At 67.3% G+C, this 17,388-nt stretch carries 7 protein-coding genes; 2 read left to right on the top strand and 5 right to left on the bottom strand.

Going from position 1 to position 17,388, the window contains the following annotated elements; all coding sequences use genetic code 11:
- The first annotated feature begins 46 nt into the window (after nt 1-46).
- Nucleotides 47-2,653, top strand: a complete 2,607-nt coding sequence (locus HGB10_01465; GenBank protein NTU70483.1) for a PAS domain S-box protein — start codon at nt 47-49, stop codon at nt 2,651-2,653.
- Between the two features lie 80 nt (nt 2,654-2,733).
- Here HGB10_01465 and HGB10_01460 read toward each other — a convergent pair whose 3' ends face one another.
- The 4 genes from HGB10_01460 to HGB10_01445 form a co-directional block, all read right to left on the bottom strand.
- On the bottom strand, nt 2,734-4,020 hold the full coding sequence (locus tag HGB10_01460; protein ID NTU70482.1) for a DEAD/DEAH box helicase: 1,287 nt from the start codon (nt 4,018-4,020) through the stop codon (nt 2,734-2,736).
- A gap of 193 nt (nt 4,021-4,213) precedes the next feature.
- Nucleotides 4,214-5,413 carry a class I SAM-dependent methyltransferase gene (locus HGB10_01455; GenBank protein NTU70481.1) on the bottom strand — a complete coding sequence of 400 codons (1,200 nt, stop codon included), beginning with the start codon at nt 5,411-5,413 and terminating at the stop codon, nt 4,214-4,216.
- A gap of 1 nt (nt 5,414) precedes the next feature.
- Nucleotides 5,415-6,173: a DUF1365 domain-containing protein gene (locus HGB10_01450; GenBank protein NTU70480.1), complete on the bottom strand. Its 759-nt coding sequence runs from the start codon at nt 6,171-6,173 to the stop codon at nt 5,415-5,417.
- Nucleotides 6,170-7,498, bottom strand: a complete 1,329-nt coding sequence (locus HGB10_01445; GenBank protein ID NTU70479.1) for an NAD(P)-binding protein — start codon at nt 7,496-7,498, stop codon at nt 6,170-6,172. Before HGB10_01445 ends, HGB10_01450 begins: the two co-directional genes overlap by 4 nt.
- A 157-nt stretch (nt 7,499-7,655) precedes the next feature.
- On the opposite strand from HGB10_01445, the gene HGB10_01440 reads away from it, so the two are divergent.
- Complete coding sequence (locus HGB10_01440; GenBank protein NTU70478.1) at nt 7,656-8,468, top strand: hypothetical protein; 813 nt, start codon at nt 7,656-7,658, stop codon at nt 8,466-8,468.
- Here the strand turns inward: HGB10_01440 and HGB10_01435 are convergent.
- Complete coding sequence (locus HGB10_01435) at nt 8,465-17,308, bottom strand: hypothetical protein (GenBank protein ID NTU70477.1); 8,844 nt, start codon at nt 17,306-17,308, stop codon at nt 8,465-8,467. The genes HGB10_01440 and HGB10_01435 overlap by 4 nt on opposite strands.
- Between the last annotated feature and the right edge of the window lie 80 nt (nt 17,309-17,388).

The following is a 17,388-nucleotide window of genomic DNA, read 5'->3' as shown; positions in this document are numbered from 1 at the left end:
TTGAGGCCGCCTAACGGGCGGTCCGTTCACTATGCGAGGGGCGAGTATGGAACCACAGGCTGCCGAGTCCGTGCTGACGCGAATGCTAAACACGATTCCGGATCTGGTGTTCTTCAAGGACACCGAAGGCACGTATCTCGGCTGTAATCCCGCGTTCGCGGACTTCTTCGGAGTTCCCTCCGAGCAGCTGTTCGGCAAGACCGACTACGACTTCGTCGACACCGAGATAGCCGACTCCTTCCGAGCCAACGATCTCGCTGCCATGGCGGCCGGGGGTCCCACCGCGAACGAGGAGTGGATCACCTACTCATCCGACGGCCGCCGCGCACTCGTGGAGACGGTCAAGACGCCTGTGGTGGAGGCAAATGGACGAATCGTTGGCATCGTGGGCGTTGCCCGAGAGGTGACCGAGCTGCGTCAGGCGCAAGACGCTCTGGGGGAGCGCGAGGGGTATCTACGCGCGCTCATCGACAACTTCCCCTTTCTTGTGTGGCTGAAGGACACGGATAGCCGATTCCTGACCGTCAACAGCGCGTTCGCAGCCGCCTGCCAGGGCGGGGCGGCCATCGATGTCGCCGGCAAGACCGACCTCGACGTGTGGCCGGCCGATCTAGCCGAGGCCTATCGCGCCGACGACCGCGTCGTCCTCGACAGCCGACAGCCGAAGCACGTGGAGGAGCCGGTCGTTCAAGACGGGGAGCGTCGTTGGCACGAGACGTTCAAGGCCCCCGTGTTCGATGACTCTGGCGAACTGCTCGGCACGGTCGGGTTCGCACGGGACATCAGTGATCGCAAGCTGGCCGAGGAGGCCCTGGGGTCTCGGGATGCATTGCTCGTCGGCCTCTCGAAGGTCACCTCGCACCTCAGTGCGGACACCGAGCTGACCCCGGCCAATGTCGGCGCTGCTCTGCGGGAACTGGGCGTGGTGACCGGCGTCGACCGCGTGTACGTCTTCGAGCACACGCCCGGGGAGGGCAGCGTGCGGGGCACGATCTCCCAGCGCTACGAGTGGTCGGTCGATGACGTCACGCCGCAGATCGACAACCCGGACCTGCAGGACGTCCCGTGGGATGAGGCGGCGCCGCGGTGGTACGACACGTTCGTCGAAGGCGGCTACGTAGCCGGTCACGTCAGGGATTTCCCCGCATCGGAGCGTGAAGCGCTCGAGCCGCAGGGTATCGTTTCGCTTCTTGCGCTGCCAATCGAGGCCAACGGGAGACTGTGGGGGTTCATCGGCTTCGACTCCTGTCGCAGGGAACGCACGTGGGCGGACGCGGAGGTGGGGCTCCTGCGGTCGACGGCGAGCAGCCTCTCGGTCACCATCGAGCGCATGCGTGCTGACGCCAGCGTGCGCGAGAGCGAGCGAAACTTCAGCGACTTCTTCAGCGCAATCGGTGACATCGTCGTGGTCGGCGCGCAGGACGGCACGCTGCTGCACGCAAACGCCGCGTTCTACGACAAGTTGGGATACGCCGAGGCAGACCTCGGTTCGCTCAATGTGCTCGACATGCATCCGCCGGATCGACGTTCCGAGGCGGAGGTCATACTCGGCGACATGTTGAAAGGGGAGCGGGACGCGTGTCCGTTGCCGCTCGCAACCAAGCGCGGCCGCCTGGTTCCGGTCGAGACACGCATCTGGTTCGGGAGCTGGAACGGGCAGCGGTGTATCTTCGGCGTCTCGAAGGACTTATCCCGAGAACAGGCTGCGTTGCAGAGATTCGACAGACTGTTCCGGAGCAACCCGGCGCCCATGATGGTCAGCGATGCGCGCGACGGGATGATTCTCGACGTCAACGAAGCGTTTGTGACGACGTTGGGCTACAGCCACGAGGACGTTCGCGGGAAGACCAGCGCCGAGATTGGGCTGTTCGTCGACCAGCGCGTTCGTGACGGCGCCGTCGCCGAACTCCTCCAGCACGAGCGCGTGAACGATCTGGAGACGCACGTGAGGCGAAAGGACGGCCAGGTGCTCGATGGCCTGTTCTCGGCGGAACTGATCCACGATCAAGACTCAACGCACATCCTGTCGGTCATGACCGATATCACTCAGCTCAAGATCGCGCAGGAAGAGATCAACAGCCTGAACTCGATGATCGGCGTCGTGGGCGGGGTATCGGAGATGCGAGACCCCTACACTGCCGGCCATCAGCGACGGGTGGCCGAACTCGCAACCCGCATCGCCGATGAGCTCGGGCTGCCCGATAGGGAGATCGCCGATATCCGGATGGCGGCACTCATGCTCGACATCGGGAAGGTCGCGGTCCCCGCCGAGATTCTCGCCAAGCCAGGCCCCCTGACTGCGTTGGAGTTCGGGTTGGTGAAGGGACACGCTGCTGCGGGTAGTTCCCTGATCGCATCGGCTCACATGAACGGGTCCATCGCGGAGTACGTGCTGCAGCATCATGAGCGGTGCGATGGTACGGGCTACCCCTCCGGGTTGCTGGCCCACGAACTGTTGACCGGAAGCAGGATACTCATGGTCGCTGACGTGCTCGAGGCGATGACGTCGCACCGGCCCTACCGGATCGCGCACACGCTCGAGGCGGCACTTGCAGAACTCGAGGACGGCTCGGGGTCGCGATACGATGCCGGTGTCGTGGACGCCTGCTTGGACGTGGTCCGCAACAAGGGGTTCACCCTCGGCGACAACTGACACGAAGCGGCCCCTCCGCAGATGCGAGAGGGGCCGCTCGGTTGATCGATCGTTTCAGCGTGAAGGCGGGCGCGAGAGCTCTACGAGCTCGCGGTGTTCCCGCCGCCTCCGCCGCCACCGTTCATGCGACGGCGACGTGCGCCACCGCCCGGACGGCCCTTGCGGCCCTGGCCGGGAGTCTGACGCTGCTGCGGCTGCTTGCGCTGCGGCTGTGCGCTGCGGTTGGGGTCGGGCACCATGCGGGCGTCCGAGTAGTGGAAGCCCTCGTGGTCCTCGGAGTCGATGACCGCGTCGATGGTCTTCTCGATGTCGCGAAGCTGATCGTGCTCTTCCGGCGCGAACAGCGAGAACGCCGTGCCGCTCTTGCCCGCACGAGCGGTGCGGCCGATGCGGTGGACGTAGTCCTCGGGCACGTTAGGGAGGTCGAAGTTGATGACGTGCGTGATGTTGTCGACGTCGATGCCGCGGGCGACGATGTCGGTGGCGACGAGCACGCGATGGCGGCCGCGCTTGAAGCCGTCGAGCGCCTGCTGACGCTGACCCTGCGAGCGGTTGCCGTGAATCGCCGCACCCGAGATGCCGCTGCGATCGAGCACCTTGGCGACGCGATCGGCGCGATGCTTGGTGCGGGTGAAGACCAGCACGCGCTCGAGGCGGTGGTCGCTGATCAGTCGGACGAGCAGGTCCATCTTCTGCTGCTGGCCAACCGGGTAGATCGACTGCGCGATCTTGTCGATGGGCTTGCTCGGCGGGGAGACGTCGATGTGCACGGGGTCGTGCAGCGTATCACCCGCGACGCGCATGACTTCAGGAGTCATCGTCGCCGAGAACAGCAGGTTCTGGCGGTTCTTGGGAAGCAACGCCAGGATGCGCTTCACGTCGGGCAGGAAGCCCATGTCGAGCATGCGGTCGGCCTCATCGAGCACGAGGACCTCGACGCGCGAAAGGTCACAGTCGCGGTTGTTGCACAGGTCGAGCAGGCGACCGGGGGTCGCGACGAGTACGTCGACTCCTCGGCGAAGCGCCTTGGCCTGCGGCTGGTAGCCGACGCCACCATAGACCGAGATGACGCGGTGCTTGGTGTACTTGGACGCCTGACGTGCGACGTCCTCGATCTGGGCACACAGCTCGCGCGTGGGGGTGACGATGAGCGCGCGGGGCGACTTACCGCCGCCCTGGATGCGCTGAAGCAGCGGCAACGTGAACGCCGCGGTCTTGCCGGTACCGGTCTGGGCGCAACCGACGATGTCTTTGCCGGCAACGATTGCAGGGATGGCCTGCGCTTGGATGGGGGTCGGGGCGTCATAGCCCATGGAGCGCACCGCATCAAGGATGCGTGCGTCGAGACCCAGGTTGTCAAAACTCAAGTGTGAAACTCCTCTTCCGTGCGCCGATGCGGCAGCACTGCGTGTGTAGACGCAGCTGATCCGACGGCCAGGAAAGGAGCGAGGGACAACCGAGTCTGGGATTGCGCGCCACATCTCCGTGGCGCGGTCGTGCCGGCGTAGTGTACGCGCATCCGGGCCGAAAGGGAAATCACACGGAACTGCGGGGATTACCTCAGCCCTCGAGTCGGACCTGCATGACGTCGATGGTCTTGCCCGAGAAGCCGGCCCTGCAGTAGGCGAGGTAGTAGCGCCAGAGCCGCAAGAAGCGCTCATCGAAACCGAGCGCGAGCACCGCCGGGACGGCCGCCTCGAAGCGCTCCTGCCAGGCCGCCAGTGTGGCCGCGTAGCTCGCTCCGAAGAACAGCGGCTCATCCGCACGAAGCCCGGCGGCACCGGCTGCGGCGACGAAGCGCTCGGGGCTGGGGAGCATGCCGCCGGGGAAGACGTAGCGCTGCACGAAGTCGGGCTTGTCGCGGTAGTCCTCGAAGCGGTGGTCCTCGATGGTGATCGTCTGTAGCGCAACCGGGCGGCCCGGCCCGGTCAGCTCGGCGAGTCGGCTGAAGAACACGGGCCACCACTTCTCGCCGACGGCCTCGAACATCTCGATCGATGCGACCGCCGAGAACTGCTCGCCGATGTCGCGGTAGTCCTGCAGCCGGAATGCGACGCGATCGTCGAGGCCGGCCTGCTCGGCGGCGGAGGTCGCCCACGCGTGCTGCTCGTTGGAGAGCGTGACGCCGGTGACCTTGCAGCCGGCTTCGCGCGCGGCGTGCATCGCGAAGCCGCCCCACCCGCAGCCGATCTCGAGGATGTGATCGCCCGATGAGGGCTGGAGCAGCTCGAGCATGCGGTCCCACTTGCGCCTCTGCGCCGTGACGAGAGCATTCGACGAGGTTTCGTCGGCTTCGAACAGCGCCGACGAGTATGTCATCGTCTCATCGAGCCACAGCCGATAGAAGTCGTTACCCAGGTCGTAGTGGCTCTCGATGTTGCGCTTGCTGCCGGAAAGCGAGTTGTCGCGTAGCGCGTGATACGCGCGGTGCAGCGGGGCGAATGCGGAATGGGCCCCTGCGGGCTTGTGCGTGAGGTTCGCGACGCCGAGCGAGAGCACCGCATCGAGATCGGGGGTGTCCCAGTCGCCGGCAAGGTAGCCCTCGGCGAGGCCCATCGAGCCGTCGACGATCGCACGCCATGCAGCGCGATCGCGGCTTACATCGATCCGCGCGTCGGGGCCCGGCTTCGCGCCTTCGAAGACGCGCTCAGCACCTCCGGGAGCGACCAGTGTCAGGCGACCGTAGCGTAGACGCGACAGCGCCAGGCCAAGCGCCGACTGCGCGATTCCGGGCAACGTGTTGTTCGAGCCGGCTCCCACCTTACGTCGTCTCCTCCTCGGGGTCGGGTCGTGGCGGTATGTAAGCGATTCCCTTGCCCACGATGTGCAGCGCCTGCCAGTGGATCAGCAGCCACGCCCGCAGCGACATCGGACCGTACTTTCGGACGACACGGCTGAGCGCCTCGTCGGTCAGAGGCTCGGCGTTGAGCTGCAGACTCGCGGTCAGCAGCAGGGGACCGGCCACGAAATCGGAGATGGTGACCGAGAGCTCATTATCGGGCTTGGAGATTGCGAACTCGTAACGAGCGTCCATCGCGATGAACGGCGAGACCGAGAACACCTTGTCCACCGTGGGGCGGCTGTCCCAGTCGAAGACGTCTCCGTCGTTGTGGAGCAGGTAGTTGTGGTGTCCCCCGAAGGTGTTCTGCACCTCGGCGAGGACCGCTCGAGGCGTGCCATCGGCTGCGAAGCAGTACCAGAACGACACGGGGTAGAAGCCGAACCCCAGCACGCGCGGGAAGGCGAGGATGCGCACGCTTCCACCGGTCAGGTCGATGCCGCGCCCGGCGAGCAGCGCGTCGATCCACGGACGAAGAGGGGATCCGTCTCGCGGCCCGTGATCGGCGTCGCGGAAGCGCACGAGCGCGCGCCCGTTGTGCGAGAACTTGGAGAGCGAGGCGTCGAGTGCATCGAGCTCATCGAGGTCGACGTAGACGAAGTACGCCCGGTACGCGAACGCGTTCTCTTTGGGGCGCGTCCGCGAGTGGGCGACGATGCCGGTATACAGTCGGCTGTTCACAGGAGGGGCGACTTTCGAGCCGGCTCGCCGAGCACCTTCGTGCGGGTCTCGTCGAGTTCATCGCCCCACGGCAGTGTCGCGCCGAGCGCCTCGGCGACACGGACCGCCGAGAGGAGCCCATCTTCGTGGAAGCCGTAGCGCTGCCAGGCGCCCGCGTACCACACGCCGCCCTCACCTTGGATCTCGGGCAGTCGCTTCTGGGCCGCGACCGCTTCTGCCGAGAACAGGGGGTGATCGAACGTCACGCGCTCGAGCACCGAGCCCTCCGCGTACTCCTGATGCGGATTGAGCGTCTCGAAGACCTGAGGTGCCTCGTCGGGCATCTGCTGCAGGTTGTTGAGCCAGTAGGTGAGCGTGAGCAGGTCTTTGGAGCACTCGGTCGTCTCGGCGAACCAGTTCCACGACGCCCACGCCCGCGTTGAGTTGGGCATGAACGCCTCGTCGGTGTGCAACGCGATCTCGTTGGGCTGGAACCCAAACGCGCCAAGAATCTCGCGCTCGAGAGGTGATGCGTCGCCGAGCATCGCGAGCGAGTCGGGAGCGTGCGCGGCAAGGATCACGGCGTCGTAGTCGAGCGAGCCCGCGTCGGTCGAGACGCGAGCGCCGCCACCGGCGAGTCGCTCGACGCAGCGCACCGGCTCGCCCGCGAACACCGAGCCCGAGAACGACTTCGCTGCCGCCTCGACGTATGTGCGGCTTCCGCCGACGACACTGCGCCACATCGGCTTGCCTGTGATGTGGAGCAGTCCGTGGTTGTCGCAAAACCGCAGGAATGTGCCTGCGGGGTAGTCGCGCAGCAGGTCCGGCGGCGTCGACCAGATCGCCGAGCCCATGGGGATGAGGTACCAGTCGGTGAACGTCGCCGAGTAGCCCTCGCGCTCGACCATCTCGGCGAGCGTGATGTCGTCGATGGCGGGGTCGGCAAGCAGCCTGTCGGCGTCGTGACTGAAGCGGACGATGTCGGCGAGCATCGCCAAGAACTTCGGATTGACGATGTTGCCGCGCTGGGCGAACACCGTGTTGAGGCTGGTGCCCGACCACTCAACGTTCTCCGAGCCGACGCGCACCGAGAAGGACATGTCGGTCTCGATCCATTCGATGCCGAGGGCCTCGAAGAAGCGGATCAGGTTGGGGTACGTGCGCGTGTTGTAGACCTGAAAGCCTGTGTCGGCGGGAAACGTCACGCCGCCCACGGTGACGTCGAGCGTGGCGGCATGACCGCCGAGCCGTGCCTCGGCTTCATAGACGTCCACGGTGTGTGAGGGCGACAGGAGCCACGCCGCGCCCACTCCGGCGACTCCGGCTCCTACAACGGCGATCTTCAAGAAGTCCTCCGACCTGTGTGTTGTTTCCGGCTGGATGGAGATAATCACTCTACTCAATGACGCTACCAACTGTAGTACCCGAGCAGCGTACCGTCGTGACGGTTGGGTTGGGGTTGTTCTGGACAGCACACGGACCATTCGAACGCGAGATTCCGCGATGCCGGTCCTGATCGCAGTGATCGGACTTGGATTCGCCGCGCTCGTGAACACCGCGGCGCTCCTCCAAGTGGGCGGCGAGTCGGGTGCGGCGACCATCTCCGGATTCGGCGAGACTGCGATGGGCGTGGCGTGCGGGTTCATTATCCTCGCAGCCGCCCGCAGGATTGTCGATGGGCCTGCGCAGGTGGCGTGGGCATGCATCGGCGCGAGCGTCATGTTCACCGCAGCAGGCGATGCTGCTCAGCACACAGGCTTGTCATCGACAACAGGGATGTTCGGGCTTCAGTTCAGCGACGCTCTCTACGGCCTGGCCGCAATGCTCTTCACGGCGGGTCTTCTGGTGAGCATTCTGCGATACATGGATCGTGTCGATTTCGCCTGGGTCGCGACCGAGGCGTTTGTGGCCTGCACGCTGTTGGCGGCGCTGCTGTGGGTGCTCTACCTGTCGCCGGCGATCACGGACCTCGGCGGCATGAGCGAGCCGGTGCTGACCCATCTGACCTATCTGGCGGCCGACTTCGTGCTTATGCTCGCGCCCACCGTGTGTGTGATCGCCGTCGCTATTCGCTTGGGCGATGAGTACGTTGCGGGCCCGCGGCTCGCAGTCGCCGCTGGAGTAGTGCTGTTCGTCCTGTCGAACCTCGCCTGGTTCCGGGAGTCCACCTACGGTGGGCGTCTGCCCGGCTCGCTCCCGACGTTTGGCTTCATGGTTGCCGTGGTCCTGTTCGCGTCCGGCGCGGCCGCCGCGCTGGCCGAGGAACAGCGGGTCGCACGCATGGCCGAGCTGCATTCGCCCGGGCAGGCGAGTTAGCCGCCGAGCAGAGTCACCGTGACCTCGTGCACGCCGCCGTCGTCGACGAGCCGGCAGCGTCCGCCCTCGGCCGGTGTCCCGTCCACTGTGACGCGCTCGACTCCCCGGTTCACGCCGCGCGGATTCTCGACGGACACCCGGTACAGCGTCGAGCCTTCACGTACAGCAGCCGTGAATCCCGGCCAGCGCTTGGGGATGCACGGGTCGATGGCCAGATAGCGCTCGCCGTTCTGCGCTTCGACGCGGATTCCAAGCAGCGAGTTGAGTGCGACCCGATAGAACCAGCTCGCCGAGCCCGTGTACCAGCTCCAGCCGCCACGGCCGGTGTGTGGAGGGGCGCCGTAGACATCGGCGGCGACCACGTACGGCTCGACGACGTAGTGCTCGGCGGCCTCGCGCGTCAGCGCGTGCTCGATCGGATTGATGAGTTGCAGCAGGGAGTGCGCCTCGTCGCCGTCACCCCGCATCAGATACGCCAGCACCACCCAGAGCGCTGCGTGCGTGTACTGCCCGCCGTTCTCGCGCACCCCCGGCAGGTAGCCCTTGATGTAGCCGGGGTCGCGCTCGGTGGTATCGAACGGCGGTGCGAGCAGGGCGATCAGCCCGTCTTCTCGGCGGATGAGCTTCTCCTCGACGCTGTCGAGCGCCGCGGCAGCGCGGTCGGCGTCCCCGAGTCCGCTGATCGTCGCCCAGGCCTGCGCGATGGCGTCGATGCGGCACTCGTCGTCGGTATGGGTGCCCAGCGCCGAGCCGTCGTCGAAGTACGCGCGGCGATACCACGCGCCATCCCATGACTCTTCGGCCGCCGCAGCGAGTCGCGTCGCCCACTCGCGGTAGTCGGTCGCCAGATCGGTGTCGCCGCGCTGCTCGCAGATGGGAGCGAAGCGGCTGATCACGTAGCCGATGAACCACGCGAGCCACACGCTCTCGCCCGCGCCGCCGTGTCCGACGCGGTTCATGCCGTCGTTCCAGTCGCCTCCGCCGATAAGCGGCAGCCCGTGGTGCCCGACGCGCCGGCCGGTCTCGATGGCGGCGAGGCAGTGCTCGTAGACGCTCGCAGCCTGCTCGCTCGCTTGGGGCTGGACGTAGGCGTCCTCGGCCTCCGGCGCCAGAAGGGGCGCGTCGAGGAAGGCGGTCCGCTCGTCGAGTACGGAGTGATCGCCGGTGGCCGCGAGGTACTCGGCGACCACGAGCGGCAGCCAGTGCCGGTCATCGGAGATGTGCGTGCGCACGCCTCGGCCCGAGAACGGCTGCCACCAGTGCAACACGTCACCCTCGGGGAACTGGTGACGGCTCGCCTCGACGATCTGCTCGCGCACGAGCTCCGGCCGTGCGAGCAGGAGCGCCATCGAGTCCTGCAACTGGTCGCGGAAGCCGTACGCGCCGCTGCTCTGGTAGGTGGCGGTGCGGCCCCAGAGCCGACACGCGGTCGCCTGGTAGAGCAGCTGGCCGTTGACCAACAGGTCGAGCTTGGGGTCGGGCGTCGATACCTGTACGGTGCCGAGCAGGTCGCGCCAGAACGCGAGCGCGTCGTCCAGGGCGCCCTCGATCGCACCGGGAGCGCGGTAGCGTGCGACGAGCGTGCGCGCTTCGTCGAGCGTCGCCGCCTGGCCGAGCAGGAAGCTGACCTCGCGGGTCTGTCCCGGCTCGAGGTCGATGAGGCAGCGGAGCGCGCCGCAGGTGTCGTGATAGCGCCCCGACACTTCGCCGAGCCCCTCGCGGTGCATCGCAGCCGGGTCGCTCGGCCGACCGTTACGGCCCACGAACTCTCCACGGCTCGCCGTCCAGTCAGCCAACGGCCGATCGGTCGCGAGGAAGCCGCAGCGGCCGGGGAAGTCGAGGTTGAAGTGGTTGTGCGCGGTGAGGATGTCGGTCTCGGCATCGAACCACGTCACCGCGAGCTGCTGTGCGCGCGAACGCGAGTCGCCGAGCACCCACTCAACGAACTGCGTCGCCGAGAGCTGCCGCGCACGGTCGCCGGTGTTGGTCAGGCGCAGCCGGCAGACGCGCACCGGGTCCTCGGCGGGCACGAACCAGTCGAGCTCGTGGGCGATGCCGTGCGTCTCATGCTCGAAGCGCACGCGACCTTTGCCGTGACGCACCACGTAGGGCTCGGGGGTTCTGACGGGAAGTGGGGTGGGACTCCAGAACTCGCCGGTCTCCTCATCGCGGATGTAGATCGCCTCGCCCGAACCGTCGCTCACCGGATCGTTGTTCCACGTGGTGATGCGGTTCTCGTGGCTGTTGAGAGCCCACGTGCAGCCCACGCCGGCCTCGCTCACCATGCAGCCGAACCCAGGGGAGGCGAGCACGTCGATCCACGGAGCCGGCGTCACGTCGTCGCCTTCGAGCACGATCACGTAGTCGCCGGTCGCGGGGTCGAAGCCGCCGATGCCATTGTCGAAGTCGAGCGCGGGCCGCGCGAAGTCGGTTGCCGACGTGGCGTCGGCCACGCCATCCTTGCCGCTACGCGGGACCGAGCGCAGCGCGCCAGGGGCTGGCCGCGCAGTTCCGCGGCGGTTGAGCTGCAGCTCGATGGAGCCGCCTTCGCCTTCGAGTGTCGCGCGCGCCACCGATGCGAGCAGGTTCGCGACGTCCGGGTGCATCTGGTCGATGCGCCGCAGGTAGACGCCGCCGGGCTTGTCGAGAAGCTGCAGCGCATGGCCGGTGCGCACGAGCACGCGCAGCCGGTCGTCGAGTTCGTCCGAGTAGCCGGTGGGCCGGGTGTTGAGCACCACGAGGTCGGCGACGAGTCCCTTGTGCCGCCAGTACTGGTGGGCGAGGATCGCCTGTCGCACGAGGGGAGCGTGCTCGATCTCTTCCACGCGTACGAGGAGGATCGGCAGGTCTCCACTGATGCCGATCGACCACAGTCCCGACATCTGCAGCCCGTTCTCGACCGGTGTCTTGATCTTGAGCGGCGAATACGGGTCGGTGAGCAGAAGTCGCGAGCCGAGGCGCTCGAGCGTGACCGCCTCTTGCGGGCTGATGCCGAGATCGCGCAGTTCGAGTTGGGCGGCCGTCCACGCGAGGTCGATGGCTCGCTGAGCGCCACGCGGATCGGCGTACTTCTCGGTGAGGCGCAGCGCGATCTCACGCGAGTCCGCGACCCCCGTCGCGAAGGTCAGCCGCACGCTCTCGCCGGCTGGAACGGTGACCGGGCGGCGCAGCGCGCAGCACGGGTCGAGCACCGAGCCGCTGCCGCACGAAAGGTCGCCTCCGCGCGTGACTGCAACCGGTGAATCGGCGCCGTGGAGGCGGCCGAGGAATGCGGCGCGGTCGGTCTCGTAGGTGACGGTGCACTCCGAGCCCTGCTCGCAGGCGAGCACGTGAAGGCCCCAGAACCGCTGCTCGTGGGCGCTGCGTGGGCGACGGGTGAAGAGCACGGCGTTGGTCTCGGGCAGCCAGTCGGTCTCCACAAAGAGGTTGCTGAACGACTTGTGCGCCTGGTCGGACCCTTGCAGCGCAAGCGCGATCTCGAAGTAGCTGGTGACTTCCAGCGTGCGCTCGGAGAGGCCGTGATTGGTGATCGTCAGTCGTCGGACCTCGACGTCGTCCTCGGGAGAGACCGACACTTCGACGTGCGTCTCCAGGTCGCCGTCGTGGCGGCTGAACTCGGCCTTGTCGGGCGAGAACACGCAGCTGTAGCGCTTTGGCCGTGTGGGGTGCGGGTTGTGCGGTGCCGAGAAGACCTCGCCGCTCTCGACGTCGCGTACGTAGAAGAAGGTGCCCCAGCAGTCGCGAGTGACGTCTTCACGGTAGCGGGTGACGGCGACGCCGTTCCAGCGCGAGTAGCCGCCACCGCCGTTGGTGACCATGACCGAGTAGCGGCCGTTGGAAAGGAAGTGCGTCGCGGGCACCATCGTGTCGGCGGTCGTGTACGTGCGCGCTACCGGAGGCGGCAGGTCTCGGACCGAGCGCAGGTTCTCGACCTCCTCGGCATGCGGGGTGACGAGCTCGATGTGGCGCGGCACGCGCTCCTGCAGCAGCAGCTCGGCCGAGCCGACCACGGGATCCTCGTGGAAGCGGTCGCGCATCCTGCCGCCGCACAGCGCGTTGCCCAGCGCGAGGAACGCCATGCCCTGATGGTGCGCGAAGTAGCTCGCGACCACCGCGCGGCGCTGACCGGCGGGAACGCGGCCCGGCGTGTAGTCGAGCGCCTCGTAGTAGCCGAATCGGCCCTCGGCGCCCTCCGAGGAGAACGCGCTCAAGTTCGCGATGACGCTCGAAGGATCGATGGGCAGCGCGATGATCGACGCGTACGGTGCGACGACGACGTCATCTGAAAGGCCTCGCTTCAGGCCAAGTCCGGGCACGCCGAACGCCTGGTACTGGTAGGTGAGCTCGGCGTCCTTGGCGTTGAACGCCGACTCGCTGACCCCCCACGGCACGCCACGCGCGTCACCGTACGCGATCTGCGCGGCGACAACGGTGTCGTAGGTCTCGGATAGCAGCGTCTGCGGCCAATCGCGCATCACGAGCAACGGCATCAGGTATTCGAACATCGATGCGCTCCATGAGACGAGCGCGCGACCTCCGCGCACCTTCGTGAGCGACCTGCCGAGACGGAACCAGTGCTCCTGACTCACGTCGCCCTTCGCGATCGCGAGGAAGCTCGCGAGTCGGCATTCGCTCGCAAGCAGGTCGTAGTAGCTTGCATCGAGGCGGCCTTCGTTGAGGTTGAAGCCGATCGAGAACAGCTGCCGATGCGGGTCGTAGAGCATCCCGAAGTCCGTGTGTTCCCACATCTCGCGCGCGATCTCCGTCGACAGCCGCATCCGCGCGAGCAGCTCGCCGGCGACTGGCCGGGCCTCGCGAATCCCTGCCGCGACGCTCGCGGCCCACTCGGCCACATCGGGCGCTGGCGCGCCGGCAGCTACATCGAGGGCCGCAAGCGCGCCGTCGAGTCCCTCGGCGAGCCCGGCCAGGCTGGGCACTCGCGCCGCAAGCGGCTCGAGCGCCGGCTCGCTGCGCAGCGACTCCGGTGCGCTCGCGAGGAGCGGCGCCCACGGCGCGTACGCGCCGAGCAGTGTGCGCGGGGCGCGCACTGCGTCGAGCGCATCGCCGACGGACGCGGCGAGGCGCTCGACAGGCGTCGCGGGGACGTGCGGCTCGCCGTCGGCGAGCAGTGGCGGCTGTATCGGGCCAAGCGCTGCGGCGACGCCGTCGGCGAGAGAGCCGAGACGCTCGAGGAGCGCCCACCACTCGGAGAGGTCGCCGGGTGGCTCGGCGACGTCGAGTGTGCGCAACAGAGAGTCGAGCGCCTCGCGCAGGCGGTGCGCATCGAGAGTGGAGGGCAGCTCGGCCTGCTCGGCGACGAGGTCCTCAAGCGCGAGCAGCACCGCATCGCGCGCGCCGTCGATGACCTGCGGCCCGAGCAACGGAGCCTCTGTGGCCTCGAGCAACGCCACGCGAAGCACGAGAAGATGCCCCGCGAGGTTGCCGGAGTCGACCGTGCTGATGTAGGTCGGGCGAAGGGGCGCGAGGGTCTCGATGTCGTACCAGTTATAGAAGTGCCCGCGATAGCGCTCGAGTCCGGCCATCGCCGCGAGCGTGGATGCAACGCGCGACTCAAGCTCGGCGATTGTCACGTATCCCAGGTCGTGGGCGTTGACGAAGGAGAGCAGCTGCAGGCCGATGTTCGTCGGCGAGGTGCGCCAGGCGACCACGCCGCCCGGGTCCTCCTGATAGTTGTCGGGCGCGAGCGAGTGACCGCGATCGACGACGAAGGTGTCGAAGAACCGCCACGTCTTGCGGGCGATGCGCCGCAGTGCCCCACGGCCACCATCGGGAAGCGCCTCCGGGGACGCGTCGATCTCGGGCTGAGAAAGCCACCAGGTCAGCAGCGGACCGCCAAGCCATGCGGCGAGGAACGGGATTGCAAGCCCCGCCCGCTCCCACGCGATCAGCACTGCGTGGCCCTTGTCCGCGACGGCCAACATCGGTGCGGCCACACCGCTGGCGAGGACGAGCGCCGCTGCAGCGTTGGCGGGTCCCATCGCTCGGAAGAACGCCGACTTCGTGCGCCCGGCGCGCTTCTCGGCATCGGCCGCCGTCTCCCACTCGAGCAACAACTTGTGGCTCACGCCCATGCGCCAGAGCGCGCGCACGATCGCGTCGAGCATGAGCCATGCCTGGTACGGAAGTGCGGCGACGGTCAGCACTGCGCGCCACGTGTCGGTCGCGAAGTCGCGCAGCACCGAGGGAGCCGTCGTCACGAACCCGACCGACTTGGGCCGGAAGATCATCGAGTCGGCCAGCGAGAAGTACGCGGGGAACAGCAGCACCGCCGCGACGATGAGCGGCCACGAGAGACTCGCCTCGGGCAGCAGCCACCAGCCAGCGACCGCGAGCACGAGCATTGCCGGCGCGAACAGTGAGCGGCGCAGGTTGTCGGTGATCTTCCAGCGGTGCAGCCGGGTCAGCGGGTTGTGGACCCGTGCACCGTGCGCATCCTTCACCTTGCCGAGCAACCACGGAATCGTCTGCCAGTCGCCGCGCACCCAACGATGCAGTCGCGAGGCGGCTGCGAGGTAGTTCGCGGGGTAGTCGTCGAGTACCTCGATGTCGCTCGCGAGCGCGGTGCGCAGGAACGAGCCCTCGACGAGGTCGTGGGAGAGCAGCGAGTTCTCCTCGAACCTGCCCTCAAGCACACCCTCGAACACGTCGACCTCGAAGATGCCCTTGCCGGTGAACGAGCCCTCGCCAAACACGTCCTGATACGTGTCGGAGACGGCACCCGCGTACGGGTCGATGCCGGTCGGGCCGCTGTAGAGCGTTGCGAAGCGGCTGCGGTGAGCGCCCTCGAGCGTCATCCCCACGCGCGGCTGCACGAGCCCGTAGCCCTCACGCACGTGTGGGTCGCCCGGGCGCCAGCGCGCGCGGTTGAGCGGGTGTGCGATCGCCGAGACAAGCCGCCTGCCGCCGTCGCGCGGCAGCACCGTGTCGGCGTCGAGCGTCAATACGAACGCGCACGAGCGCCGGAATGCGGCGTCGCCGAGGCGCACCGAGAACGAGACGTCCGGTCGGCCGCGCAGGTCGCGCACGAGTTCGAGCAGGGCCCCGCGCTTTCGCTCCCAGCCCATCCAGCTACCCTCGGATGCGTTGTAGCGCCGCGCGCGCACGAGCAGGTGGAACGGGCGGACGCCGTGCTCGGCGGCGTAGCGCTCATTGAGCGCCTCGATCTCGCTGCGAGCGGCGTCAAGTATCTCGGCATCGTCGTCGCGAACCTCTTCGGAGTGCGCCCGCACGTCGCCGAGCAGCGCGAATCCAAGGTTCTCGTCGCGATTCGACAGGTACGTGATCTCAAGATGCCCGATGACCTCGCGCGTCGAGCCGACCGAGGACAACAACGCGGGCACCACCACGAGCGTGCGATGCGACTCGTCGACCGGCTTACGGAAGTCCAACTTCGCCAGACGCTTCGGGGGGAACACCAACGACGCGAGCCGATTGACCACGACGAGCGCGATCTCGACCGACGGCACCACCCCGAGCACGGCAAGCACCACCACCTGCCACGTCGCCGCACCCTCACTTCGGGCGTAGAGCGTCAGCATCCCGAGCAGCACGCCCGTGAGGACGATGATGTTGCCCCAATAGAAGAGGCCGTGTTGCCGCACCAGGGCATTGCGGTAGAACCGCTCGCGCTTGCGAGGGCGATAGCCAACCTGGGATTCAAGCTCAAGGCGACCGTCGTCTACGAGCCACCAGCCCACGTGACCGCGCAGCCCGTCAGACGCGTCGACGGCAAGCGCGGCGCGGGAAAGCTCCATGAGGGCCTCGGTGACGCCCAGCTCGGTGTATTCGGAGCGACGAGCGATCTCCTCGACGGCGTGTCGATACCGGTCGCGACTTTCGAAGTCCATCGCCGAGTACGTGCGAGCCGGATCGTGCCGCAGCGCGGCCTCGACCAGCGACACGCTCTCGAAGAACTCGCGCCAGTCGAGCGCATCCAGTAGCCGGATGCTGGTGATGGAGTTCGCGATCGACACCTGGTTCGCGGCCTGCTCTTGCTGCGCGAGCGCCGACGCGGCTTCCAGCACGATCCCCTCGGCAAGGAGCCGTCTCTCGAGCCATGCGTTGATGGCGTCGCCCCCGTGTTCGAGGTCGCCGAGGCGCTGTGAGAGCCGCACGAAGAACGGCGCCGCCACCTTCCGAGTCGCGGCGTCGAGCTGTCCGAGCAGTGCGCCCAGCTCATCCGGAGCGTCCTGCCCGGTGAGCACGAGACGCTCGGCCCACTCATCGGCAGCGATCTCGGCACGCTGCGACGCAACGACTGCGCGCGAAAGCCGAGAGAGGTTCTCGACGAGTGCGATTCGCAGCATGATCGGTACCGCCCACACTTCGCCGATGGTCAGCGGCGCGACCTCTTGGTAGCCATGGACGAAACCGGTGAGAAACTCCTCGTCGAGGCGGGAGTCGGTATGCGCTACTAGTGAGAGGACCGCCTCGTAGATGCGCGGGAAGTCGGCGAACCGTCCGCCGACAAGACGGGGGAGTTCCAGGCCGTAGTGCGACGGCAGGTCCGCGCGAACCAGCAGAACCTGCTCTTCGATGAGGTAGTAGTTGTCGAGCAGCCACTCGCCGGCCGGGGGGGTGGCGCCCCGATCGCGTGCGGCGAGGGACAGTTCCCGATTGTCGGCTGAAAGGGATGAAGCCGCGCTTTCGGCCAGAGTGATGAGTGGCGTGGCCTTGATGCGCCCGGCCGTGGTCGAGTCCTGCTCGGTGGCGAGGGCCCGAGCCTCACCCATCAGCCGCTCGGCCGAGAGCAGTTCCGCGCGCAGCGGCGCGTTGTCGTTGGTCACGCGATTGGCCGATGTGACGCTGGTGTCGGGCATGTGAGCTTCCTGCGGTGCTCGGAAAACACCGTCTTGGTCGGTGGTTTGCTCAGTGGTAGTGAGGATGGGCTGCTCTGATT

It is taken from the genome of Coriobacteriia bacterium (assembly GCA_013334745.1).
Lineage (GTDB): Bacteria > Actinomycetota > Coriobacteriia > Anaerosomatales > JAAXUF01 > JAAXWY01.
Note: the sequence above shows the minus strand (reverse complement) of the source record. Positions and strands in the feature narration are given on the sequence as shown.